Below are 23420 nucleotides of genomic sequence, written 5' to 3'. Positions count from 1 at the left end.
ACGCTCCGTTCGCCGGTTCGAATGTGGGAGCAAGAGATGTCAACGCGCCACGCAAGTGTGACCAGGACCGATATCGCCGTGCCGGCCAGCCGGACGGCTGTCGGTGCAGTGAGTGCATATTCCTCGATCATCGGCCGCTACGACATGCTCGAGCGCGAGCAGGAGCAGCAGCTGGCGCGCCGCTGGCAGGAGACGCGCGACGGCGAGGCCGCGAACACGCTGGTCACGAGCCATCTCCGCCTCGCCGCCAAGGTCGCGCGCAGCTACCGGGGATACGGCCTGCCGTTCGCCGATCTCATGGCCGAGGCCAATCTCGGGCTCGTGATCGCCGCCTCGCGGTTCGAGCCCGGCCACAATTCGCGGTTCTCCACCTATGCGACCTGGTGGATCAAGGCCGCCATTCACGAATACATCCTGCGCTCCTGGTCGCTGGTCCGGATCGGTACGACCGCAGCCCAGAAGAAGCTGTTTTTCCGCCTCCGCGGCGAGATGAGAAAGACTGCCGGCGGCGCGGCGGCGGCGCTGACGCCCGAGACTGCCGAGGCGATTGCCGTCAGGCTCGAAGTCTCCACACGCGACGTGCTCGAGATGGATTGCCGCCTGCGCGGCGACCTGTCGCTGAATGCGCGGGTTGGCGGCGACGAGCAGGGCGCCGAGTGGGAGGCGCTGCTCGTGGACGAGTCCAGCGACGCCGAAACCGTCCTTGCGGATCAGGACCAGACGGAACGCCGGAGCGGCGCCCTGCGCGCCGCACTCGAGGTCCTCACGGGGCGCGAGCGGCGCGTGCTGGAGGCAAGGCGGCTCGCGGAGCACCCGCCGACACTCGACCAGCTCGCCCGCGAACTGTCGATCTCGAGCGAGCGCGTCCGGCAGATCGAGATCCGCGCCTTCGCGAAGGTCCGCCGGGCCGCCATCCGGGCCACGCAGGAGCGCGCAATAGCTTCCGATGAACAGCGGCGCCTCTCGCCGCCGTTGCGAGGCGAGCGGCCGGCTCGCAGCGATGCTGAACTCGTTTTCAGTTGAACGCTCGCGCAGCACCGCCACCTGACCACAGATCTCGCGCAACCTGCTTCAGGCAGTCGTCATCATGGGAATTGTCCGTTTCGCGCTCCGCTTTCCGCACACGTTCTATGTGCTCGCGGCGCTGGTCATGTTTCTCGGCGGCATCGCGGTCTGGTCGATGCCCACGGACATCTTTCCCGAGATCCGCATCCCCGTCGTCACGGTGATCTGGAGCTATACCGGCCTGTCGACGCCGGAGATGGAGCAGCGCGTCAGCACGTACAGCCAGTACTCGATCAGCGCCAATGTCAGCGGCATCAAGAACATCGAGGCGCAGACGCTCAACGGCCTGTCGGTGCAGAAGATCTACTTCCAGCCGGACGTCAATCTCGATCTCGCGATCTCGCAGATCGTCTCGGCAACGAATGCCATCCGCGCACTGATGCCGCCGGGCATCCAGCCGCCCGTCATCGTGCAGTTCAATGCCTCGAGCGTGCCGGTGCTGCAGCTCAGCCTCGAGTCCAACAAGCTGAACGAGCAGCAATTGTACGATTTCGGCATCTACCGGATCCGGCAGCAGCTGGCCCCCGTTCCGGGCGTGACGTTGCCGACGCCCGCGGGCGGCAAGTACCGGCAGATCATGGTGGACATCGATCCCAACAAGCTGCTGTCGCGCGGATTGACGCCGCTCGACATCGTCAATGCCGTGAACACCCAGAACCTGACGCTGCCGACCGGCACGGCGAAAATCGGCGACACCCAGTACACCATCCGGACCAACGCGACGCCGGCCACGATCAAGGATCTCAACGATATCCCGGTCAAGTTCGCCAACGGCGCGACCATCCAGCTGAAGGATGTCGCCCAGGTGCGCGACGGATCGCAGGTCCAGCAGAACATCGTGCGCGAGGACGGCCACCGCGCGGTCCTGCTCAGCGTGATCAAGAACGGCAACGCCTCGACGCTCGCCGTCGTCAACGGCGTCAAGCATGCCCTGGCGTCGATCCGGGCGTCGGCCCCGGCGGGCTTGAAGATCAGCGAGCTGTTCGACCAGTCGGTCTTCGTCACCCATTCGGTCGACGGCGTGCTGCGCGAGGGCGCGATCGCGGCGGGCCTCACGGCGCTGATGATCCTGGTCTTCCTGGGATCGTGGCGCTCGACGCTCGTGGTCCTGATCTCCATCCCGCTCGCGATGCTGTCTTCGCTCATCGTCCTGCATTTCCTCGGCGAGACCCTCAACACCATGACGCTGGGCGGGCTCGCGCTCGCGGTCGGCATCCTGGTCGACGATTCCACGGTGACGATCGAGAACACGCATCGGCTATGGACCGAGGAGGGGATGCCGCTGTCGGAGGCGACGCTGCACGGCGCGGCCGAGATCGCGGTGCCGACGCTGGTCTCCACGCTCGCAATCAGCTGCGTCTTCACTTCCGTCGTATTCCTGCAAGGTCCGGCCAAATACCTGTTCACGCCGCTTGGCCTCGCCGTGGTGTTCGCGATGCTGGCCTCTTACGTGCTGTCGCGAACCCTTACGCCGATCACGATCGGCCTGTTGCTGAAGAGCGAGCGGCGCCATGGCGAGGGCGGGGCCCCGACCGGCGTGTTTTCGCGTGCCTCCGCCGCGTTCGAGCGCGCCTTCGAGCGGCTGCGCAACGGCTATTCCGGGCTCCTGGTGCTTCTGCTCCGGCGGCGCAGCATCGTGCCGGTCGTGGCCGTGCTGGTGCTGGCTCTCGGCGGCGTCATGTTCCACTATGTGGGCCGGGACTTCTATCCCCTGATCGACGGCGGTGAGATCCAGCTTCATGTCCGCGCGCCCGCCGGCACCCGCATCGAGCGCACCGAGGCGATCTTCCAGGCGGTCGAGGACAAGATCCGCGAGGTCATTCCGGACCGCGATCGCGGGCTGATCGTCGACAATATTGGATTGCCCGCGCGCCCCTACAATCTGGCGTTCACCGACGGTTCGACGATCGGCGTGAACGACGGCACGATCCTCGTCTCGCTCAAGGACGGCCACAAGCCGACCGCGGACTACGTCAAGAAGCTGCGCGAGGTCCTGCCGAAGGCATTCCCCGAGGATACCTTCTACTTCCAGGCGGCCGATATCGTCACCCAGATCCTGAATTTCGGCCTGCCGGCGCAGATCGACGTCCGGACCGTCGGCTACGGCACCAACAATCTGTCGGTGGCGAAGGAGCTGCAGACGAAACTGGCGGCCATTCCCGGGGTGGTCGATGCGCATCTCCAGCAGGAGGTCGACGCGCCGGCCTTCTATGCCGACATCGACCGGACCCGGGCCGCGCAACTCGGACTCAATGCCAGCACGGTCGCGACCAACATCAATGTCAGCCTCAGCTCGTCCGCCCAGGTCTCGCCGAACTTCTGGACCGATCCGACGTCGGGCATTCCCTATTACCTCGCCGTGCAGACGCCGGAGTACCGCGCCAATTCGCTCAACGCGCTGGGGAACACGCCGGTGTCGGCTTCGTTGGCCGCAAGCGGACAGACGGTGCCCGGCCTGCTCAGCAATGTCGCGACCTTCAAGCGCGGGACCGTGCCGACCAATCTGAACCAGGCCAATGTCCAGCCGGTATATGACGTCTATGCGAGCGTTCAGGGGCGCGATCTCGGCAGCGTCGCGGCCGATATCGAGAAGGTGACCTCGACGCTTCAGAAGCAACTGCAGCCGGGTAATTCGATTCAGGTCCTGGGACAGATCCAGAGCATGCATCAATCGTTCCGCGACCTCGGGATCGGGCTGCTGTTTGCCGCCATCCTGGTCTACATGCTGATGGTCGTGAACTACCAGAACTTCGGCGACCCCTTCGTCGTCATCATGGCGCTGCCGGCGACCTTCTGCGGCATCGTGACGATGCTGTTCATCACCGGGACGACGCTGAACGTGCCTTCACTGATGGGCGCGATCATGGCGGTGGGCGTTGCGTCGGCCAATTCCATCCTGCTTGTGACCTTCGCACGCGAGGCGCAACTGAAGGGACAGTCCGCCTTCGAGGCTGCGCTGAACGCAGGCCGCACGCGCATCCGTCCCGTGCTGATGACGGCTGCAGCGATGATCGTCGGCATGATCCCGATGGCGATCGGAGGCCCGGGCGAGGAGCAGAACGCGGCGCTCGCCCGCGCCGTCATCGGCGGGCTGCTGTTCGCGACGCCGACGACATTGCTGATCGTGCCTTATCTGTTCGCCTGGCTGCGCAAGGGCAATGACGGCAAGGCTCACCACGGCGTATTCGAGGAGCAACCGGAATGAGCGATGTTCGCGTGCGGACCAACAGCGACGGCGTCAGCGATCCGCCCGATGCGGAAAGCTGCCGCATCGTCGAGCTGCCCGGCAAGGACGCGCGGCCGCGGCGCCGGCATGGCGGCGCCTGGCTCGGCGGCGCTGTGCTCCTGATCCTGGCCGGCGGGCTCGGCATCGGCGTCTGGCGGCACTATCAGGCCGCCCGCGACCTGGCCGCAACGGCGGAAGAGATCAGGACCGCCATTCCGGAGGTCCGGGTGGCGACGGTCCATCCCAGCAGCGACATCATCAAGGTCACCCTGCCGGCGACCACGACGGCATTCGAAGCGGCGAACATCTTCGCGCGGGCCAGCGGCTACATCGAGAAGCGTTATGTCGACATCGGCGATCGCGTGAAGAAAGGCGATCTGCTTGCGGACATCACCGCGCCCGAGCTCGACCAGCAGATCGCGCAGGCGCAGGCGACGCTGGCGCAGAACCAGGCCGCGTTGCAGCAGGCACAGGCGAGCAAGGAGCTTGCCGACGTCACCAATTCGCGGGACAGCAACCTGGTCAAGCAGGGCTGGTTGACGGCCCAGCAGGGCGACAACGATCGCCTCACCCTGCGTGCCCAGCAGGCGGCCGTGAACGTGGCGCAGTCGAACATCACGGCGCAGGAAGCTCAGATCCGCGTGCTGCAGCAGGAGAAGGCCTATCAGCGCGTGGTGGCGCCGTTCGACGGCGTGATCACGCAACGAAACGTGGATAATGGCAGCCTGGTCTCGGCCGGATCGACCTTCATGTTCACGCTGATGCATTCGAACGTGATCCGAACGCAGGTCTTCGTGCCGCAGGACGAGGCCTTCGGCGTTGCGCCGGGCGTGGATGCCGATATCCGCGTTCCCGAGATCCCGGGCCGGACCTTTCCAGGGAAGGTCACGCGCATCGCCACCGCGCTGCAGCCGGGAAGCCGGACGCTGCTGACCGAGATCGACGTCCCCAATCCTGACGGCCTCCTGAATCCCGGCATCTACTGCACGGTCGAGCTGTCGATCCCGCGCAAGACGCCGTCGGTTTCGGTTCCGGCGGATGCGCTGGTCTTCAACCAGCATGGCCTTCATGTCGACGTCGTGCGCAACGGCGTCGTTCATTTGCAGCAAGTCTCGATCGCGCGGGATTTCGGCACGTCGATCGAGGTTCGCGAAGGTGTGCAGCCCGGTGACCAGGTCGTGCTCAATCCGCCGGTCAATCTGGTCGAGGGGAGCAAGGTCACCATCCGCAAGCAGGATGCGGGGCCGGGGAGCCAGACATGATCCGGATCGCGTGTGCGGCGTTCGCTGCCCTATTGCTCGGCTGCTCTGCGAGCAATGCCCAGGTGGCGACGATGGGCAGCACAGCGATGGATCTTCCGACCGTGCCGGGCGCGATCGTCACGTCACCGCTCAACAGCCCGGGACCGTTTTCCGCAACGACTGTGCCGGGGGCGCCCGATACCACACTGGCGCCTGTTCCACTCGCCCTCAATCCGACGACGCCGGGTACGGTCGTCGTCTGCGCGCCGCCATTGACGTCTCCGACGCCGATGCCGGCGACCCCGATCGTATCGAGCATGGGTTCGACAGCTTCAGGAAGTGTGTCCGCGATCACGCCGCCGATCGGGCAGAACACCAGCTCGATCGGGACCGTTCCCGCAGCTGCGCCGGCCGGAACGGCGGCGACCACGGCGTGCAGTTCAACGCCGGGCGGCTTGGCGCCGAGCGCTGCAACCTTGCCGCTCTCGATCGGGGACGTGCCGGCCGCGTCCTCGCTCGGTACGATTCCGCAGGTCATCACCGATGGCGGGGGCACCGGCATCGATCCGAACGCCGCGGTCGCGCCGACCCCCAACACGTCGGCCTGCGCGGAAAGCGTGACGATGAACCTGGCGTCGCCTGCGACAGTGATGCCGGCCAACGCAACAGGCGCGGCGTCAACACCCGGCGTCTCGCCGGTCTTGCCGCCGGGCTGCTGAGGAGCAAGCCGTGCGGCGCAATGGCCTCATCGGGCCGCGGGCATATCCGCAGACGGCGCTTCGGCCTGTGCCGCTCCAGAGTTCCGCAGGGACGATACGTGCAGCCGCCGATATTCGCTCGGGGTCGAGCCGGTCGCGCGTCCGAAGCTGGTCGAGAAGTGCGCGGAACTTGCATAGCCGCAGGCATAGGCGATGTCGGTCAATGTGAGAGTCCGATCGCCCAATAGCTGCTTGGCCCGTTCGATCCGCTGCAGCATCTGCCAGCGGTGCGGCGGACATCCGGTTGCGGCGCGAAAGCGCTTGCAGAAGCGATCCGGGCTCATGCCGACCAGCGCCGCCAGGGCGTCCAGCGTCCATGACGTCTCGGTGGATTCGATCGCCGCCCGGATGCGCCGCATCTGCCACTCTTCAAGACCCGGCCGGATCAGGGCGCGCACGCCTGGCTCGTGGCGCGCCTTGTCAGGCGCTTGATCATGTGAATCCGGCTCGGGAATCATCTGCGTTGCCCACCATCATGGTCAGGGCGGCACTATGATCCAAACGGCTGCGCATTTCCTTGGCGTCGTCGTGAAGATTCCTGAAGCGGCGCGAAAGGTGCGGGGACCGCCAATTCCTTCAGGTCGACGGACGCAATTTGCGAACCTCGGCGTCCGATGGGAGCATGGTTCCGCCGTCCCGGTACGTCCAGTCGACCATGACACCCTTGTCACCCCTGACGGCGGTGCGGCCAACGAACGTGCCCATCGTGCTCTGGTGATCGATGGAACGCCAGCTTGCGGGTCCGAACGGCGTCGCGAAGCCGACATTGCCAAAGCCGTCGGCCATCGTTTCGGTGTCGACGCTTCCGAGCTTCTCGATCGGCGCCTTCATCGAGCTGATCATGGCGTGGCCCACCACGGAGCCCATCGTCGGAGCCTCGCCATACCGCGTCGAATAGGCTGCAACGAAGTCATTGTTGGTCTCGCCGAGAGACTCGGTCACGGGATAGCCGGTGACGATCCATCCCTTCGGCGCGTCCGCTCCGAGCGGATGCAGATATTCGGGCTCGCCGGTGGTGAAGGACACCACGTCCCGCCCCTCGAACAGGCCGCGATCATTGCCCTGACGGACGAATCTCGCGAGGTCGGGTCCGAAGGTCGCGTTGAGGATCGCCTCGGGGTTCTGCTGGGCGAGCGCGTTCACGACCGCCCCCGCATCGATCGCGCCAAGCGGCGGCCATTGGTTGGCGATGAACTGGACGTCGGGACGCCGGCGGCTGAGAAGCTCGGTGAACCATTTGACGGCCGAATGCCCATACTCGTAGTTGGGCGCGATCGTCACCCATCGTGTCGCCTTCAGCTTCGCCGCCTCTTCCACCAGCATGGCTGCCAGCATGTAGGTCGAGGGGCGCAGCCGGTAACAATATCGGTGTCCGCGATCCCATACGAGTGCGTCCGTGAGCGGCTCGCTCGCCACGAACAGGGTCCGGTTCTGCCGCGCGAAGTCGCTGATCGCCAATCCGACATTCGACAGATAGGTCCCCGCCAGGAGATCGACGCCATTCCGCCGCACGAGCTCCTCGGCGGCACGAATGGCGACGCTCGGCTTGCCTTCATCGTCCCGGCTGATGACCTGCAGCTCGCGGCCGAGAAGGCCTCCACTGGCGTTCACCTGCTCGACCGCCAGCTGCCAGCCGCGCCGGTAAGGCAGCGTGAACGCAGGCGCGCTGCTGTAGGAGTTGATTTCGCCGATCCTGATCGGTCGCGTGCCCTGTGCCCGGACAATGGCCGGCGAAAACAATGACGCGCCGGCGGCGCCCAAAACCTGTCGTCTGGAGATGCTCATCAAGTGTGGTCCGGAGAGTTGAACGAAGGGATGCTGCCGATTTTGCGGGGCAGGCTGCCTTGGCACGTCGCCTTGACACGTCGCCTTGGCCGAGCCGCCGCAAGATCTAGTGGCAGGTGGGAGAGCCGGGGTGCTCGCCGGGCGAAGCCGAGGCCTGGATGCCCGGTCTTGCGGCGAGGCCGCGCGCGAAGGCGAGGGCGGGAAGATCGACTTCCGGATCGAACAGCGCGCTGAGCGGACCGACGAGATCGAGTGCGGCCTGGCGGCGCTTCGATCCCGCCATGATCCTTGCCCAGGTGGCCGCAACCTTCAGCTCGTAGAAGCGGCATTGCTGCTCTCTGGCAACGGATAGGCCTTCCGAGAACAGCAGTTCCGCGCGGGAGGTGTCGGATGTGCCGTCGGCCAGCAGAAGCTCGCCCTTGATCCTCAGCAGATCCGCCACGCACCACAGCTGCCGGCCTTGCCGGGACATGCTCAGCGCGTCCTCGATGGCGGCCAAGGCCTCTGCGTTCTCGCCGATCGCGAACAGGCCCTCGGCCAGCGATCCGAGAAACTCGGGATTGCGCATCAGCCATCCGTTCTCGGCGCGCGCCTTCAATCCATCGCGAAGCAGCGCGATCCCGTCGCGATGCTCGCCCTGCAGGACAAGCAACTGCCCCTTCAGGCACGATGTCCAGCTCGCCCAGAATGCGATCCCCTCGCGCGTGACGAGCTTTGAGAGCGACGCTATCGCGCGGTCGGCAGCGTCGAGATCGTGCGTCATCAATGCGATCGGACAGACGGCGTTGCGCAGGGCGTAGGCCATCGCAAGCCTGTCGTTCTCGCTCTCCGCCTCCTGGAGGCATTCGGCGGCGAGGGATCTGCTCTGGGCGATCTTTCCCTGCAGCAGCAGGACGCGCGCCAGCATGGCCTTGGCCAGAACGCTCTGGTTCAGCAGGAACCACATCTGGTTGGTGCCGTCCTTCAAGCCATGCGCCGAGCGATCCAGAGACAGGGTCAGCTCACGTCGCGCATCCTCCTGCGCTCCGCAGAAGTGCGTCGCCGCGCCGATCAGGCGCCGGCCTACGGTCTCGCTGGCGGAATTCCCGGTGCGCAGCGCGATCTCGAGGTATCGCTCGCCGACGTCCTTGGCCGTGCCGTACTGGCCGGAATTGAGGTTGTAGCTCCACAGCGTCCAGACGGCCTTGAGCTGAAGCTCGAGGTCGCGCAGTTCCTCGGCGAGCACGAGCCCGATGCTCAGCGCCGCCTTCATGCGATCCGCCGAGCCCGTCGTGTTGAGAAGCGCAAAGCCCAGGGCGACGAAGAGTTGCGCCTTGAGCCCGGGATCGCATTCCAGTTCGGAGCTGAAATGTGCAAGGGCGTGCTCGATCCGGGTCGAGCATTCCGCGAAGGACAGCAGCTGCATCCATACCGGGACGAATCCCGCGGTCAACGCGATCCCGAGCGCGGCATCTCCGTTGGGCGAGAACGCCCAATCCAGCGCCGCATGCACGTTTCCGATCTCCTGGGCGAGCCGGGAGAAATCGTCGGAGGTCGTGGGGCTGCTGCCGGGCCGCTGGATGAGCTGTATGAGAAAGTCCGCTTGCTGCCGGGCGGCCTGCTCGACGAGCCCTGCCTCCGCCAGCTTCTCCAGTGCGTAGGCGCGGGTGCTCTCCAGCAGGCGCCATCGCCCGTCGAAGGACAGGTCCAGGGAGACGAGGGACTTGCCGACCAGATTGGACAGGGTCTCGATGACGTCCGGCCGCGATGCGTCGTCATCCATCATTGCGATGGCCGCATCGAGCGTGAAGCCGGCGGGGAACATCGCAAGCCGGCAAAGCAGTCTCTGCTCTTCCGGCGGCAACAGATCGTAGCTCCAGTCCAGCGTCGCGCGCAGCGTCTGGTGCCGTGGCAACTGGTCGCGGCGCCCGCCGCTCAGGAGCTCGAAGCGCTTGTCGAGGCGAAGCAGTACGGTATCCACCCCGAGATTGGCGGCCCGGGCGGCCGCAAATTCAAGCGCGAGCGGAATTCCGTCGAGCCGGCGGCAGATCGCGGCGATCTTGGCGAGGTCCCCCGCGTCAGGCGCGAAGCTCGTGCGCAGCGCCCGCGTGCGAGCGACGAACAGTTGCACGGCGCTTTCCTGCAGAAGCAAGTCCGGCTCGCACACGTCCGGACGGGGGACCGACAATGGCGGGATCGCCGCGACGTATTCGCCCTCGATGCGGAGCGCCTCGCGGCTGGTTGCGAGAACGGTGACGTTCGGACAGTAACGAAGTGCGGCGCTCGCGATCTGCGCGGCGACGTCGATGACGTGTTCGCAATTGTCGAGGACGAGAAGCAGATGGCGCGAGCCGATGGCCTGAGCGACACCCGCAGCCGAGACCTCCTTGTCGTTCAAGGCGAGCTTCAAGGCGCGGGCCGTCGCCGATGTTGCAAGTGCCGGATCCTGCAAGGTCGCGAACTCGACCAGCGCAACGGACTCGTCGAACGAGGACGCGACACGGTGCGCGAGTTCGACAGCAAGCTTCGTCTTGCCGATGCCGCCGGGGCCGACCAGGGTCACTGCCCGGAATGCGGACAGCACGTCGACCAGCTCGTTCAGACTATCCTCGCGGCCGATGAGCGGCGCGTGCGTGTTCGGCAGGTTGGTTGCGAACGCGGAGTCTGTCGGCTCGGACACCGGCGCGGCCGTGAAGCGCTCCGGTTGCCCGCTTTGCCAGGCTCCTGCAAGCGTGTAACCGCGGCCGGAGACCGTCTTGAGCAGATCGCGATCCTTGCCGAGCGCCTTGCGGACTGCGGAAATGTGAACCTGCAGCGTGTTCTCTTCGACGGAGAGGCCCGACCAGACGCATCCGATCAGATCATCCTTCGTCACCAGATGTCCGGCGGAACTTGCCAACCTCTCGAGGATCTCGAACGCGCGGCTTCCGATCGGTACGGCGACGCTGTCGTACCTCAGTTCCCTGCGCTGGCAATCGATGAGCCAGTTTTTGAAAGAGTAGGTTCGACCAGCCTGCAAAGGCGACATAGGGGGTCCGTGGATCAGCTTCACTGCCGTGACCCGGGGAGAGGCAATGAACCGACCCGGAAATCACCGACCCTGGCAAGAATTTGAAAGCGCAAATTTGCTCGGGTGTCGTACAGGGAAGCTCGTTGCCGTGTCAAGAAGACCTTCTCAGTAGCCGATGAACCATCATTGCGTGATGGACGCATCGACGTACTGATCGTTTGCTACACGAATTCGTGACGGCGAGCGGAGATGACGAAAGTGGGTGGGGCGGCGGAAGGAAGCGGAAAGCGCGATCGGAAAGGAGCGCAGGGCAGGGGATTTCGTGTTCCAACCGTACAGAAGCTCGGCAGCCTGCTTCAGCTCTTCATTCCGGACGCCGTCGATGAAAGCGCTTGCAGCATCTGCAAGCTGCAGGATATCGCGCGCCATCTCGATTGGGACGACGGGACGACGCATCGCTTCCTGGTCTCCCTGACCGAAATCGGCATGCTCGAGCGGACCAGCGATGATCGCTACCGCATCGGTGTGCTCGCGGTACAGCTTGCGTCGGTCTACGTCGCGGGCAGCCGGCTTCGGGGTGTCGTGATCCGGAAGATCGAAGAGCTCAGCGCTGCGACGTGCCTCACTGCGGATATCGCTGCATTACAATGCGGCGCGATGGTCGTCATTGCCAGCAGGCAAGGGTCGACGCCGCTGACCTCGCGGTGCATGCTGGGCGAGAAGGTGCCGCTTCACGCGACCGCGGGCGGAAAGGCGATCCTGTCGCAGCTTGACGATGGCGAAGTGGAGGAGCTGTGCCGCGGCAAGCTGGTCGCTCTGGCATCAAACACCCGCACGACGATGTCGTCCTTGATGCGCGACATCGCGGCTGCCCGCGAGAGCCGCTTCGTCGGCACTCTCTCCGAATATGCCGAAGGCCTGCGCAGCATCGCGATTCCGCTTCCGGCCGGCTGCTTCGGAGTTCGTCCGGCCGCCTTGGCCTGCTCGGGCCCGGCGATCCTGTCCGGATCAGGATGGGAGATCGCCGAGGAGGAGCTCAGGGCCTTTGCCGCCCAGCTCCATAGTGGCGCATTCTAGAGCGCCGTCACCTCCGACACTGTCCGATCACGCATTCGCGCGCATCGCGAGACGATCGGGATTGCCAATGGATCGATTGGGCGAGTTGATCAGCCGGCGCGCCTTGCCGCGCCCATCCTCGATTTGCGCGGTGGTGGCTCGGATTGGAGCACCTGAAGATTCCTGATTTTGCGTCTCTTAACTGGCGAGTGCTGCCTACCTTGCTACCTTCCTCGCAAGACTGTGCCCCTCAGTATCACAGCAAGAGTCGTGACCATGCCTCAACTATTGCGACGATCGAATGATGGATACGTGCCTGCAACGACCATCGCGGATGAAGAAGGGGCTGGGCTATCGCCGGCCATCATGCCGGCAGCGTTCGCATCGCTTTCGGATGCGGTCGGTGATGCTGCCCATGAGCGCGATCATGGTGTGCCGGTTCGGGACGCCAGCGCAATAGCCTTCGAGCAGCTCGCCTTGGTCGTTGCCATCGAGGCGCGCCCGCAGCGCCATCCCGGGCTGCCGCCGCGCGAGGCCGCCCAAGATGCCGGCCGGCTGCGGGTTGAAATTCCGCCGCAGTCCGGATCCGGGATCAGATCGAGTTCGGCGAAGCTGGCGCTCATCCAGGATCACGGAGCAGAGGTCGGTCATCGCGCTACGGCTTCCGACGATCCCGTGCTTCAAGGCCTGTCCGAAGCTCTCCTTGCCGTCGAGAGCATGCAGGAAGATCACACGGCCCTCTGTGCCGATGCGCTGCGGCTCGCGGTGCTCGCCAGACTGTTCGCATTGCGCTCCGAGGAGCAGTCGAAATCCGGCGAGCAACGAGAGAAGCCGATCCAGGGACTGCAGAAATGGCGCCTGAAGCGCGTGATCGATTACATCGACAATCATTTCGGCCGGAAGATCGTGCTTGCCGATCTGGCGGCGGCCGCCGGCTTGAGTCGCATGCATTTCGCGGCGCAGTTCCGGGCGGCGACGGGCTGCAGGCCGCACGAGTTCATCCTGCGCCATCGGATACGACGGGCCAAGGACCTGCTGCGCGACTGTGAGATGTCGATTGTTGAAATTGCGCTCGCGGTGGGGTTTCAGAGCCAGGCCCACTTCACGACGACGTTCCGCCGCTTCACCGGCGACACGCCGAGCCGATGGCGAAACGCGGCTGCGGCGGGTTTCGAGAGAACGGGGACATTGCCCTACGATATCGTCCTGCCTCGCGGCGACACTCTTTCCTGACGGGAGGTCTCGGTCGTCCGCGCGGTGACGGCGACGGAGCGGCCGGTCCGTCATTGCCCGATCGGAATCGGAGGAATGACAGCGTCACGAGAAGCTGCCATTCCTCTTTCCTGACGAGAGCCTCGAGACCATGTGACGGTCCGCTTCGGCCCGGCGCACGCAATGACGTCGCGCCGAAGGAGCCTCGTCGGCTCGATCGATCAATAGCCGGAGGTCGGCTCGCAGGGCGGACGGCGCCAGGGGGCGGTCGCATAAGCACCGACGTCCGGAGCCCGCGCGCAGCTGCGCTTGGACGTGACCGGAACGCGCTGCGCCGATGCGTAGGCGTCGGCATTCATCTTGCGCGCATTCGTATTGGCTTCGCGCGCCATCGCCGGGGAAGCAACCATCGCCGCGGCGATCAGTCCGGCCGAGAACAGCTTCAGTGTAGTCATCGTACGTCTCCTTGACAAAGCGACGCCGGGAACACCTCGGCTCGCTTGCCAGACATGTGCATGCGCGTACCGGATCTGCAGTGCCAAACGAACGATCATTTTCGTCATTGCACGGAGTCATGCGCGCGATGTCCACGGTGATTGCGCGCGCATGTCGCTCTGTTTGATCTCGCGTACGATGGTCGTTTGTACCTGCGGCTGGCATCATGTGCTCACTGCACCCGGTCATCGGCGCCAGTGATAGCCGTGAATGTGGCCGGCGCCAAACACGGGAGCGGCGCCGCCGGCGCGCTCTAATCCGATGCGTCCTGCCGGTGTCAACGCGCCGCCGTTTAGCACGTCGCGGTTGGGATACATCGAGGCATAGGTTGCGGGCTCCTGGTCGGCGAAGGACCAGGCGGCGGAAGCCGACGACACTGTCGCTGCTGAGATCAGTGCGGTGGCGATCAGAATCTTGAATGCAGTCATGGCGAATCTCCATTGTTGCCTTGTGCGGAGAGTCGCTTGGCGATGATCGCTGCTCGGCTAGTGGCGTTTCCGAAATCGTCTTCTATGCAGGGATATATAGGTCGCTTGGCCCGCAAAGCCCGTGCGTGTGCATCACGCTCGCGCGAAGATGGCCGAGTGCAGGACATGGAGCCCCGGCTATCGACGAATACCTTGTGCGGTGTCGCAGGGAATCCTGTCAGCGATGTCAGAAACCATCGCGCGTTCGTGCATGGTCAAATCGCGCGCGGCGCCCAGTTCTGGATTCAGGTCGTAAAGTATATTTGGAGTGCAGCCATGAAGGCGATCCTGCTTCTCTGCGTTGTCACCAGCCTTGCGCTCGCGGGCGTAGCGTATGCCCGCGGCGGCGCCGGCTCCTCGATGTCGATGGCGAGCGGCGGTGCGCTCGGCACGAGTGCCGGCAGGCCCGGGACGAACTCGCTCGGCACCGCGCTTCCGTCGTCGGAGAGCGGCGGTCATGCGATGGGCGGACCATTGCTCGGCACGGACCAGGCCATCGCCAAGGAGGACGCGCGCCTCGAGAAGATGCTCGAGGGATCGGTCTGCCGCGGCTGCTGAGACGTCCGGATCGAAGTGTGATGAGGGTGCTCCGAAGCCGGAATTGGCTGCCGGGCGAGCTGTGTTTTTCGGAAAGGTTGGTGGTAGGCTGAACAAGAGATCCAGAAACCGCTCGGGGCTGTCGAGGATGGCGGAGCCAGGCCAGCGACCCGTGTATGTGTGCGGGGAATGGGAAGTCGATCTTGCCCGACGCGAGTTGCGCTCGACGGGCGAGCTTGTTCCGTTGGGAGGACGCGCCTTTGAGATTCTTGCCGAATTGGCGCAGGCGCAGGGCGAACTGGTTACCAGGAACGATCTGACGGAACGGGTCTGGCAGGGCGTCTTCGTCGAGGACAGCGCACTTCGCGTGCACATCGCGGCGATCCGCAAGGCCCTTGGGTCGCAGCGCGACATGCTCGTCACCACCGTCGGCCGCGGCTATCGCCTGGCCGGCGTCTGGCAAATCCGGCAGGCCGAGGCCCCGCTACGATCGGCCGCACCTGCGGTGTTGCCGTCGACCAATATCCCCAACGCCTCATTCGATCTCATCGGCCGCACGACTGCGACCACGCATCTGTGGGAGCTGCTCTCGGCCTATCGTGTCGTGAGCCTCGTCGGACCCGGCGGCATCGGCAAGACGGCGCTTGCACTGGACGCCGCTAGACGGCCGCCGGCCGGTTTTGCCGCGGATCGATTGCTGGTCGAGCTGGCCGCGCTGTCCGATCCCAGGCTCGTCTGCTCCGCGGTAGCGAGCGTGCTCGGCATCAAGCTCGAGGGCGAGGAAATTTCGCCTGAGTCCATCGCACGCGCGATCGGCGCCAGGAAATTGCTGCTGGTCCTCGACAATTGCGAGCATGTGGTCGACACCGTGGCCCAGGTCGCGGAGACGATCGTCAGCCGTTGTCCCGGCACCACGATCATGACGACGAGCCGTGAAGCGCTGCGCATCGACGGCGAGCATGTCTATCGCGTCACGCCCCTCGGCGTGCCGCCGCAAACCCGGCTCGATCGCGGCGCGGCATCGGCCTATGCCGCCATGGAGCTGTTTACGACGCGCGCCCGGGCGCTGGGCTCCAGCTTCGCGTCCGACGACGAGAACCTCGACGCCGTCGCGGCGATCTGCCGGCGGCTCGATGGCATTCCGCTTGCGATCGAGTTCGCGGCGGCGCGGGCGGCGATGCTCAGCCCGCCGAAGATCGCCGCGCTTCTCGATGACAGGTTTCGATTCCTGACGACCGGCCGGCGTACGGCGCTGCCGCGGCAGCAGACGCTGCGCGCGACGCTCGACTGGAGTTACGACCTGCTGCCGGAGACCGAAGCCCGCCTGCTGCGGCAGCTCGGCATATTCGCCGGAGAGTTCCTGCTCGAGGCGGTGATCGCGGTCGCCTGCAAGAGCATCGGTGATGTCACCGCGCATCTCGCCAATCTGGTGGCGAAGTCGCTCGTCCTCGCCGACATTCGCGGCGACCGCCCCTACTATCGCCTGCTGGATACCACGCGCGCCTACGCGATGGAGAAGCTGCATGCCGCCGGAGAAGCCGCCGACGCGGCCCGCCGCCAGGCGAAATACTATTGCGGCTTCTTCGCGAGTGCGGAGAGCGACAGCGAGGTGAAGCCGCAATCGGAATGGCTCGCCTCCTATGGCCGCCACATCGACAACGTGCGAGCGTGCCTCGACTGGGCCTTCTCGTCCGGCGGAGACGCGCAGATCGGCGCGGCGCTGACCGCGGCAGCGATTCCGCTGTGGGTGCAATTGTCGCTCCTGTCAGAATGCCGCGAGCGGACTGAACTGGCCCTCGCCAGCCTCGACGAGAGCGCCGCCAACGCGCCCCGGCTCCGCATGCAATTGTCGGCCGCGCGTGGCTGGGCATTGATGTACGGCGTCGGAAGAGCACGGGAGGCCGGGCCTGCCTGGGCCGCGGCCCTGCAGCTTGCCGAACAGCTCGGCGACAGGGATTACCTGCTGCGGGCGCTTTGGGGTCTGTCCATCGATCAGTTCAACAACGGCGAGTTTCGCAAGGCGCTAGAATTCGCACACCGCTTCGCCGAGGTCGCGGCCGATTGCAGCAACACCGTCGACCGGATGATGGCCGACCGGCTGCTCGCCACTTCGCTGCACTATCTTGGTGACCAGCGACTGGCGCATGACCACATTCAGCGGACCTTGTCCCGCCTCTCGGATCTCGCCGCGAGGCCGCAGGTCATCCGCTTCCGCTTCGACCTCAGAGCCTCGGCGCAGTATTTCCAGGCGCGGATTCTGTGGCTGCTCGGTCTGCCGGACCAGGCATTGCGTGTGGTCTCGCGTAATGTCGAGGAGGGGCGCGAGAGCGGCCACGCCCTGACGTTCTGCAGCATCCTCGGCCAGGGCGCTTGCCCGGTCGCCTTCCTCGCCGGCGATCTCGGTGCGGCCGAGCGCTATTGCACGATGCTGATCGAGCACACCGAGCGCCATCCGATCCGCCTGTGGAACGTATGGGCACGTGCCTTCCGGGGCGTGGTGATGGCCAAGAACGGCGACATCGCCACCGGACTGCCGCTGCTTCAGAAAGCGCTCGAGCTGGCGGGCGAGGCGCGCTTCCTGCCGCGCTTCCTGCTTCCGCTCGGCGAGCTGGCGGCATGCCTCGGTGCGGCCGGCGAAGTGTCGGAGGGCCTTGCGACCGCCGACCAGGCGCTCGCCAGGTGCGAGGCGAGGGACGAGCGCTGGTATGCAGCCGAGCTCTGGCGGATCAAGGGCGAATTATTGCTGCATCCGGGCCAGTGCCGTTCGGTGGCCGCGGCCGAACAGGCCTTCGACGAGGCGTTCCTGGTGGCACAGGAGCAGGGTGCGCTATCCTGGGAGCTGCGAACGGCGATCAGCGTCGCGAGGCTCCGGATGAGTCAGAACCGTGCCGCGGATGCGCATGGCGTTCTTGCCGAAGTCTGCGGCAAATTCACCGAAGGCTTCGAGACCTCGGACATGAAGCTCGCGCAGGCAATGATGGCCGAACTCCTGGCTACCTAAAACCTTAGGGGACACCCGGGGGCGCCGTCCGATCCATCGATCGGACGCGTTGCAGCCTCGGTGAGCGCCGCATCCCCCGTGCTCCAGAACATTCCACAACCTGTTGCGGGATCAGAATGCCCTGGCGGATCGAGGCGATCTTCCGGTTCCGCGCGCTTGTATCCGGATTGCACGCGGCCGCGGCGGCGGCGCAAAACCTTGTCAAAATGCCCGACCAGCTTCGACCGCCGCCGGCAACGACGCGGTCAGGCGTGCCTTCGCGAAATTCACGGTGCGTTTCGGAAGATCGCGCGTGCGTGACCCCGCTAAACATCAGATGTCATTCGAGCGGAAAGCTGCGCGTTCGATCGCGAGGCGCCCTTCGCGTCGCAAGGAGACCTGATGAAACTGCCGGGTAGACCGGAGCGATCCAGCCTCGGAGCGCTCATCCTGATTGCGGCCGTCCTTGGCTGTAGCGCCGCAGCCTTCGCCTTTACCGCGGGGTGGCTCTCGCCGGGGCGTCTTACTCCGGATCGGATGATCGCAGCGTTGACGCCGCCGAGCGGCCCGCCGCTCGGACACCGCCGCAATCATGCCAAGGGGATCTGCTTCACCGGCACCTTCGAAGCGAACGGAAACGGTGTGGAGCTGTCCCGCGCCAAGGTGTTCGTGCAGGGCCGCTATCCCGCTCTCGGCCGCTTCAATCTCGGCACCGCCGATCCGAACGCGGTGGATGCGACCGTGCGCGTGCGCGGCCTCGGGCTGCAGATATCGGCGGCGGACGGCGAGACGTGGCGGATGGCGATGATCAATCCGCCGGTCTTTGCAGTCTCCACGCCAGATGCGTTTCACGACCTGCTGGTTGCGGCCGGCAAGAAGGATCCGGAGGCGATGGCGGCATTCATCCGCGCCAACCCGGAGTTCGCCGCCTTCGCGGCCTGGGCCAAGTCGGCGCCGTGGACCGCGAGCTACGCGGAGGAGCCCTACAACAGTCTCAACAGCTTCGTCTTCACGAATGCGAAGGGCGATGAGCACGCCGTGCGCTGGTCGCTCGTTCCCGCGGCAACGCCTGTTCCCATCACGCAGGCGGAGCTGGACAAGCGCGGCCCGGATTTCCTCGAGCAGGACATTACGGAGCGGGTGAAGTCCGCGCCGCAACGATGGACCATGGTCACCACCGTCGCCGATCCCGGCGATCCGACTGCGGATCCGAGCAGGGCCTGGCCGGAGAGCCGGCGCAAGGTGCAGGTCGGAACACTGGTCGTGCAGCGTATCGAACCGGAGCGGGATGGACCTTGCCGCGACATCAATTTCGATCCGACCGTGCTGCCGCAGGGAGTTAGCGTCTCCGACGATCCCTTCCCGGCCGCGCGCTCGTCGGTCTACCGCAAATCCTACGACCTGCGCGCGTCCGAAGCCGCGGACTATCCGAGAAGCGGGGCCGCCAAGCCATGACCGGTGCTCCCCATCGCTTCGCCCCGATCCAGCGGCTGCTGCACTGGCTGATGGCATTCTGCATCATCGCCATGCTCTTCATCGGCGTCGGCATGGTCTCCACCGTGGCGCCGAAATACTTGCCGCTCATCCTGATCCACAAGACGCTCGGCGTTGCGCTCCTCATCCTCGTCCTTGCGAGGCTGGCGCTGCGGCTTCGCCTCGGTGCGCCACCATTGCCGGCCGATCTTCCGCCGGCGATCAAGCTCGGCGCGAGATTGTCGCATCTGTTGCTCTACGGCTTCATGATCGTCATGCCGTTGTTGGGTCTCGGCATGCTCTGGGCGGCGGCCTATCCGGTCGTCCTGTTCGGCGGGATCGAAATTCCGGCGTTGCTGCCGCAGAGCGACCGCGCGCATACGCTGCTCTGGAACGCCCATGTCTATCTGGGCCTCGCGTTCTTCGCGCTCGTGCTGCTGCATGTGGCGGCGGCGCTGTTCCACGCCCTGGTCCGTCGCGACGATGTGTTCGCGACGATCTCGCCGCTGCCGCAAGAGGAGCGGATGAACCCCGCCGAATGAGCGCGCAGGCAGGCGTGCGATCCGGGAATGATCCTGACGGGACGGAAAGACCGGTCGTCCGCCACCTCGCTAGAAATGTTCCCACCTCCAACAAGGATACCGACCATGACCAAAGCCGACCTGCAAGTCCCGACGGATCTCGGAGCCAATGCGAACCGGGACGTTCCCGCCGCGCTCCGCGCATTGCTGGCCGACGTCTTCGCGCTGTATCTCAAGACGAAGAACTTCCATTGGCATGTGTCGGGTCGTCACTTCCGCGACTACCACCTCCTGCTCGATGAGCAGGCCGAACAGATCTTCGCCATGACCGACGACATCGCCGAGCGCGCGCGCAAGATCGGCGGCACGACGTTGCGCTCGATCGGCCAGATCGCGCGCGAGCAGCGCATTCTCGACAACGACGCGGACTATGTCGATCCGCTGGACATGCTCGCCGAGCTGCGCAGCGACAACCAGCAGCTCACGCGTGAAATGCGCCGGGTCCACGAGCTCTGCGACGAATATGGCGATGTCGCCACCGCGAGCCTGCTGGAAAACTGGATCGACGAGACCGAGCGGCGGATCTGGTTCCTCTACGAAACCGGGCGCGGCGGCCCGAATTCGTAAGTGCGGGGCGAGCCGTGCGGCCGGAGGCTGGCGAAAGATGAGCGGTCTCCCGGAGCTCCTGCCGCATGACGGCGCCAGCGCCGAGCGGATGCTGCTGCGCGAGCTCGCGCAGCAGATCGACGACGAGCTGGTGTCCGTGATCGACATGGTGTCGGAAGCCGCGAGCAGCTGCGATGGCACGGAGGCGAGGGCGGCCCTCGCATCGGTGCAGGACCGGCTGGAAAACCATATGCGGCTTCACCACGCGCTGCAGATGCCGCAATTTGCCACGACCGTGGATCTGGCGGCCTATCTCCAGCAATTGGGCAGGTCGATCAGTCGCTCACGGCTCGAGCCCGAAGGCATCGCGCTGTCCCTCCGGCTACAGCCGTTGACGATGAGCTCCGAGCGCTGCTGGCTGCTCGGGAGGATCGTCTTCGAATTGATCACCGCATCGGCGCGTCATGTCCGCTCCGGCACCGGCAGCATCCGGCTCGAGGTCCGGGGGACGGCCAATTCGGTGACGTGCTGTGCCATTGACAATGGGCCACCGGACGAAGCGCGGACCCGGGGCGCGCATTCCACGGTCGAGATGCTCGTCGCACGTCTGAACGGGTCGATGGACGTCCGCGTAGGACCCGGCGCAACGAGAACCGTCGTGGAGATCCCGCGCCGGGCCTGACTGGCGCAGGCGCGCGGCGATGGTGTGCCATCGCAGAGCTTCCCGTCCGTGCCGCCAAGCTCATCGAGCGTGGCGCGCCGCATCGTGCAGATCAAGAATACGGTCGCCTCTGCGAAAGATGGGGCGCGCACCCGCGTGTACGCTTGCGCCATCCATGACCGGAGGACCGGTCACACGCGCAAGGGTCAAGCCATGACGGATATCTCGAACTCGAAGGCGTCGCTTGGAAGAGCCATCCATGCGATTAGCGGAAAATGGGGCTGGTTCGTCGCGCTGGGCGCAGGTGAACTGATCCTCGGCGGCATCGCATCCGCAAACCTGATGGCCGCCAGTCTCGCCTCCGTGCTGGTGATCGGCGCCACCATGGCCGCCGCGGGCATCTTCCAGATCGTGCATGCCTTCTCGGTGCGCGGCATGCGGGGATTCCTGTTCTGGCTGCTGGCGGGCATCGTCTATGGCGCTGCTGGGATCATCATACTCCGCGATCCCGTCCTGGCCTCGTTCACGCTGTCTCTTGTCGCGTGCGCGTTCCTGGTCGTCGCCGGTGCGATCCGGATATGGGCGGGCTTTCATATGCGGCCGGCTCCGGGCTGGCGCTGGATCGTCGCTGCCGGCGTTCTGACATTCTGCGTCGGCGTCCTGCTGGTGGCGGCCTGGCCGGCGATCGGCCTGTGGCTGCTGGGTGCGATGCTGGTCGTCGACCTGATCTTCCAGGGCTGGGGCTTCATTGCATTCGGCCTCGCCCTCAGAAGCCGGGCCTCGCGCCATTCGGCCCAGCCGGCGGCGGTGTGAACCATGATGACGGGTTCGACATTCACGCGGCATTGGGAGATTGCCTGGCGCGGCGGACAGACACGGTCCACCTCACGGCTGATCGCCGAGGAAACCGCCATCGCGCTCACCTATAACGGCTCGACCCATGCCGTGATGATGGGGACGCCGGCTGATCTCGAGGATTTCGGCATCGGCTTCAGCCTCACGGAAGCCATCGTCGAACGGCGGAACGAGATCAGGAGCATCGATCTGATCCCGAACGAGCTCGGCATCGAGGTGAGGATGTGGCTCGAGGGTGACCGCGCGGCGTCCATGGCCGCCCGCCGCCGCGCCATCAGCGGTCCGGTCGGGTGCGGGCTCTGCGGCATCGAAAGCCTCGAACAGGCACGCCGCACGCCCTCGCGGGTGGAAGGCCGTGCCGTTGCCTTTCAGGCCGAGGACCTGTTGAGCGCGATGCGGGCGCTGTCGCCCCTGCAGACATTGAACCAGCAAACACGATCCGTTCACGCGGCGGCGTTCTGGAGTCCCCGCACCGGCATCGGCCCGGTCAGGGAGGATGTCGGCCGCCACAATGCGCTGGACAAGCTTGCCGGTGCGATCATGCGCGACGGCAGCCCGGCCTGTGACGGCGCCGTGCTGCTGACGAGCCGCGTCTCGGTCGAGATGGTGCAGAAGGCGGCGATGATGGGCGTGCCGGTCGTCGTGGCCGTGTCCGCCCCGACCGCGCTCGCTATCCAGACCGCGAAGGAGGCGGGCATCACGCTGGTGGCGATTGCCAGGGATGACGGATACGGCGTGTTCACGCATCCGCGACGCGTGCTGCTGCCCGACGAGGCTGCGCCGCGCGCGGGGTGTTGACCCCGGCCGATCGCATGGCGATGCAGGCCGCATCCCCGGAGCCCGCAGCCGAGCTGCGAGCCGCCGCCTTTGCACCGGAACGGTCGCTGCCGGTCGCGGCCCTGCTGACCTTGTCGGGCGGCTTCATCGATGCCTTCACCTGGCTCTCGCTCGGCGGTGTGTTCGCGAGCTCGCAGACCGGCAATGTCGTCTTCCTCGGCATCGACGTCTTCTCGGGACAATGGCAGAGCGCGGCGCACCACCTGCTCCCGTTCGCCGTCTTCCTTCTCGGCGCATGGGTGGCGATCCGCATCCAGGCGCCGCTGCGCTGTCTCATGGCGCAGATCGTCTGTCTTGCGGTGGTGATGCTGCTGGTACACCGGATCTCTGAGCCGCTCGCCATTCTCGGGATCTCCTTCGGTGTCGCGCTGCAGTCGGCGAGCTTCAGGCGCGTCGAGCGCTGGAACTATCTCTCGGTCACCGTCACCGGCAACATGCTGCGCGCGATCGATCAGTTCGTGTCGGTCACCGATCGCGATGGCTCGCGTGGCGGCGTCGTCATGCTCGTGCTCTGCCTGATGTTCCTGTGCGGCGCCGCCATCGGCGGCTTTGCGACGACGCGGCTCGGCGCGGCCAGTCTTGCGGTGCCGATCGCGTTGTCGGCGTGCGCGCTGCTGTGGTGCCGTCTGAACCGGACCGGCCACGATCACGGTTGA

The 23420-nt window shown here is 65.7% G+C and carries 21 protein-coding genes; 14 read left to right on the top strand and 7 right to left on the bottom strand.

What is annotated here, in order from left to right:
- Nucleotides 1-36: 36 nt before the first annotated feature.
- The 3 genes from rpoH to A7X65_RS25380 all read left to right on the top strand — a co-directional run bounded on the left by rpoH (nucleotide 37) and on the right by A7X65_RS25380 (nucleotide 5553).
- Nucleotides 37-1023: an RNA polymerase sigma factor RpoH gene (gene rpoH / locus A7X65_RS25390; protein ID WP_082885036.1), complete on the top strand. Its 987-nt coding sequence runs from the start codon at nucleotides 37-39 to the stop codon at nucleotides 1021-1023.
- 64 nt (nucleotides 1024-1087) lie between these two features.
- Nucleotides 1088-4270: an efflux RND transporter permease subunit gene (locus A7X65_RS25385; protein WP_063690274.1), complete on the top strand. Its 3183-nt coding sequence runs from the start codon at nucleotides 1088-1090 to the stop codon at nucleotides 4268-4270.
- Entirely contained in the window at nucleotides 4267-5553 is a 1287-nt protein-coding gene (locus A7X65_RS25380) for an efflux RND transporter periplasmic adaptor subunit (protein ID WP_063690271.1), read from the top strand. The genes A7X65_RS25385 and A7X65_RS25380 overlap by 4 nt, the downstream gene beginning before the upstream one ends.
- Here A7X65_RS25380 and A7X65_RS25375 read toward each other — a convergent pair.
- The 5 genes from A7X65_RS25375 to A7X65_RS43200 form a co-directional block, all read right to left on the bottom strand.
- Nucleotides 5510-6193 (bottom strand): hypothetical protein, encoded by a 684-nt coding sequence (locus A7X65_RS25375; RefSeq protein WP_063690268.1) that lies wholly within the window; start codon nucleotides 6191-6193, stop codon nucleotides 5510-5512. The genes A7X65_RS25380 and A7X65_RS25375 overlap by 44 nt on opposite strands.
- A gap of 84 nt (nucleotides 6194-6277) precedes the next feature.
- Nucleotides 6278-6748 (bottom strand): helix-turn-helix transcriptional regulator, encoded by a 471-nt coding sequence (locus A7X65_RS25370; protein WP_063690265.1) that lies wholly within the window; start codon nucleotides 6746-6748, stop codon nucleotides 6278-6280.
- A 118-nt stretch (nucleotides 6749-6866) separates the two neighbouring features.
- Entirely contained in the window at nucleotides 6867-8075 is a 1209-nt protein-coding gene (locus A7X65_RS25365; RefSeq protein ID WP_063690261.1) for an ABC transporter substrate-binding protein, read from the bottom strand.
- A 106-nt stretch (nucleotides 8076-8181) separates the two neighbouring features.
- On the bottom strand, nucleotides 8182-11082 hold the full coding sequence (locus A7X65_RS25360; protein ID WP_063690258.1) for an ATP-binding protein: 2901 nt from the start codon (nucleotides 11080-11082) through the stop codon (nucleotides 8182-8184).
- Between the two features lie 165 nt (nucleotides 11083-11247).
- Complete coding sequence (locus tag A7X65_RS43200) at nucleotides 11248-11520, bottom strand: hypothetical protein (RefSeq protein ID WP_245323816.1); 273 nt, start codon at nucleotides 11518-11520, stop codon at nucleotides 11248-11250.
- Here A7X65_RS43200 and A7X65_RS25355 point away from each other — a divergent pair.
- Nucleotides 11416-12141 (top strand): IclR family transcriptional regulator, encoded by a 726-nt coding sequence (locus A7X65_RS25355; protein WP_430643467.1) that lies wholly within the window; start codon nucleotides 11416-11418, stop codon nucleotides 12139-12141. The genes A7X65_RS43200 and A7X65_RS25355 overlap by 105 nt on opposite strands.
- 291 nt (nucleotides 12142-12432) lie before the next feature.
- Nucleotides 12433-13353, top strand: coding sequence for a helix-turn-helix transcriptional regulator (locus tag A7X65_RS25350; protein WP_245323813.1), 921 nt, complete (start codon nucleotides 12433-12435; stop codon nucleotides 13351-13353).
- 200 nt (nucleotides 13354-13553) lie between these two features.
- Here the strand turns inward: A7X65_RS25350 and A7X65_RS25345 are convergent, their stop codons facing one another.
- On the bottom strand, nucleotides 13554-13787 hold the full coding sequence (locus A7X65_RS25345) for a hypothetical protein (protein ID WP_063690249.1): 234 nt from the start codon (nucleotides 13785-13787) through the stop codon (nucleotides 13554-13556).
- A gap of 225 nt (nucleotides 13788-14012) precedes the next feature.
- Nucleotides 14013-14255: a hypothetical protein gene (locus tag A7X65_RS25340; protein WP_063690245.1), complete on the bottom strand. Its 243-nt coding sequence runs from the start codon at nucleotides 14253-14255 to the stop codon at nucleotides 14013-14015.
- Between the two features lie 315 nt (nucleotides 14256-14570).
- Between A7X65_RS25340 and A7X65_RS25335 the strand changes: the two genes are divergently transcribed.
- The 9 genes from A7X65_RS25335 (at nucleotide 14571) to A7X65_RS25295 (ending at nucleotide 23420) form a co-directional block, all read left to right on the top strand.
- Nucleotides 14571-14852, top strand: coding sequence for a hypothetical protein (locus A7X65_RS25335; protein ID WP_063690242.1), 282 nt, complete (start codon nucleotides 14571-14573; stop codon nucleotides 14850-14852).
- Nucleotides 14853-15075: 223 nt separating this feature from the next.
- Entirely contained in the window at nucleotides 15076-17832 is a 2757-nt protein-coding gene (locus A7X65_RS25330; protein WP_245323811.1) for an ATP-binding protein, read from the top strand.
- A gap of 381 nt (nucleotides 17833-18213) precedes the next feature.
- The gene (locus A7X65_RS25325; RefSeq protein ID WP_063690236.1) at nucleotides 18214-19266 is read left to right on the top strand and encodes a catalase family peroxidase; all 1053 of its coding nucleotides are present in this window, start codon (nucleotides 18214-18216) and stop codon (nucleotides 19264-19266) included.
- Nucleotides 19263-19826, top strand: coding sequence for a cytochrome b (locus A7X65_RS25320; protein WP_063690233.1), 564 nt, complete (start codon nucleotides 19263-19265; stop codon nucleotides 19824-19826). Before A7X65_RS25325 ends, A7X65_RS25320 begins: the two co-directional genes overlap by 4 nt.
- A gap of 105 nt (nucleotides 19827-19931) precedes the next feature.
- On the top strand, nucleotides 19932-20432 hold the full coding sequence (locus A7X65_RS25315) for a Dps family protein (RefSeq protein ID WP_063690230.1): 501 nt from the start codon (nucleotides 19932-19934) through the stop codon (nucleotides 20430-20432).
- Nucleotides 20433-20469: 37 nt separating this feature from the next.
- Complete coding sequence (locus A7X65_RS25310; RefSeq protein ID WP_063690227.1) at nucleotides 20470-21093, top strand: sensor histidine kinase family protein; 624 nt, start codon at nucleotides 20470-20472, stop codon at nucleotides 21091-21093.
- Between the two features lie 192 nt (nucleotides 21094-21285).
- Nucleotides 21286-21885 (top strand): HdeD family acid-resistance protein, encoded by a 600-nt coding sequence (locus tag A7X65_RS25305; protein WP_063690807.1) that lies wholly within the window; start codon nucleotides 21286-21288, stop codon nucleotides 21883-21885.
- A gap of 3 nt (nucleotides 21886-21888) precedes the next feature.
- Nucleotides 21889-22725: a formate dehydrogenase accessory sulfurtransferase FdhD gene (fdhD, locus tag A7X65_RS25300; RefSeq protein WP_063690224.1), complete on the top strand. Its 837-nt coding sequence runs from the start codon at nucleotides 21889-21891 to the stop codon at nucleotides 22723-22725.
- A gap of 20 nt (nucleotides 22726-22745) precedes the next feature.
- The gene (locus tag A7X65_RS25295) at nucleotides 22746-23420 is read left to right on the top strand and encodes a YoaK family protein (protein ID WP_245323807.1); all 675 of its coding nucleotides are present in this window, start codon (nucleotides 22746-22748) and stop codon (nucleotides 23418-23420) included.

It is taken from the genome of Bradyrhizobium stylosanthis (assembly GCF_001641335.1).
Lineage (GTDB): Bacteria > Pseudomonadota > Alphaproteobacteria > Rhizobiales > Xanthobacteraceae > Bradyrhizobium > Bradyrhizobium stylosanthis.
The sequence above is the reverse complement of the archived record's forward strand: the minus strand, read 5'-3'. Positions and strand labels throughout refer to the sequence as shown.

Bases quoted from the DNA above. Each gene is read 5' to 3' on its own strand.
- A7X65_RS25305 (WP_063690807.1), top strand. From the start codon at position 21,286: ATGACGGATATCTCGAACTCGAAGGCGTCGCTTGGAAGAGCCATCCAT.
- fdhD (WP_063690224.1), top strand. From the start codon at position 21,889: ATGATGACGGGTTCGACATTCACGCGGCATTGGGAGATTGCCTGGCGC.
- A7X65_RS25365 (WP_063690261.1), bottom strand. From the start codon at position 8,075: ATGAGCATCTCCAGACGACAGGTTTTGGGCGCCGCCGGCGCGTCATTG.
- A7X65_RS25335 (WP_063690242.1), top strand. From the start codon at position 14,571: ATGAAGGCGATCCTGCTTCTCTGCGTTGTCACCAGCCTTGCGCTCGCG.
- A7X65_RS25295 (WP_245323807.1), top strand. From the start codon at position 22,746: ATGCAGGCCGCATCCCCGGAGCCCGCAGCCGAGCTGCGAGCCGCCGCC.
- A7X65_RS25325 (WP_063690236.1), top strand. From the start codon at position 18,214: ATGAAACTGCCGGGTAGACCGGAGCGATCCAGCCTCGGAGCGCTCATC.
- A7X65_RS25310 (WP_063690227.1), top strand. From the start codon at position 20,470: ATGAGCGGTCTCCCGGAGCTCCTGCCGCATGACGGCGCCAGCGCCGAG.
- A7X65_RS25345 (WP_063690249.1), bottom strand. From the start codon at position 13,787: ATGACTACACTGAAGCTGTTCTCGGCCGGACTGATCGCCGCGGCGATG.
- A7X65_RS25315 (WP_063690230.1), top strand. From the start codon at position 19,932: ATGACCAAAGCCGACCTGCAAGTCCCGACGGATCTCGGAGCCAATGCG.
- A7X65_RS25380 (WP_063690271.1), top strand. From the start codon at position 4,267: ATGAGCGATGTTCGCGTGCGGACCAACAGCGACGGCGTCAGCGATCCG.
- A7X65_RS25385 (WP_063690274.1), top strand. From the start codon at position 1,088: ATGGGAATTGTCCGTTTCGCGCTCCGCTTTCCGCACACGTTCTATGTG.
- A7X65_RS25360 (WP_063690258.1), bottom strand. From the start codon at position 11,082: ATGTCGCCTTTGCAGGCTGGTCGAACCTACTCTTTCAAAAACTGGCTC.
- A7X65_RS43200 (WP_245323816.1), bottom strand. From the start codon at position 11,520: ATGCGTCGTCCCGTCGTCCCAATCGAGATGGCGCGCGATATCCTGCAG.
- A7X65_RS25320 (WP_063690233.1), top strand. From the start codon at position 19,263: ATGACCGGTGCTCCCCATCGCTTCGCCCCGATCCAGCGGCTGCTGCAC.
- A7X65_RS25340 (WP_063690245.1), bottom strand. From the start codon at position 14,255: ATGACTGCATTCAAGATTCTGATCGCCACCGCACTGATCTCAGCAGCG.
- rpoH (WP_082885036.1), top strand. From the start codon at position 37: ATGTCAACGCGCCACGCAAGTGTGACCAGGACCGATATCGCCGTGCCG.
- A7X65_RS25370 (WP_063690265.1), bottom strand. From the start codon at position 6,748: ATGATTCCCGAGCCGGATTCACATGATCAAGCGCCTGACAAGGCGCGC.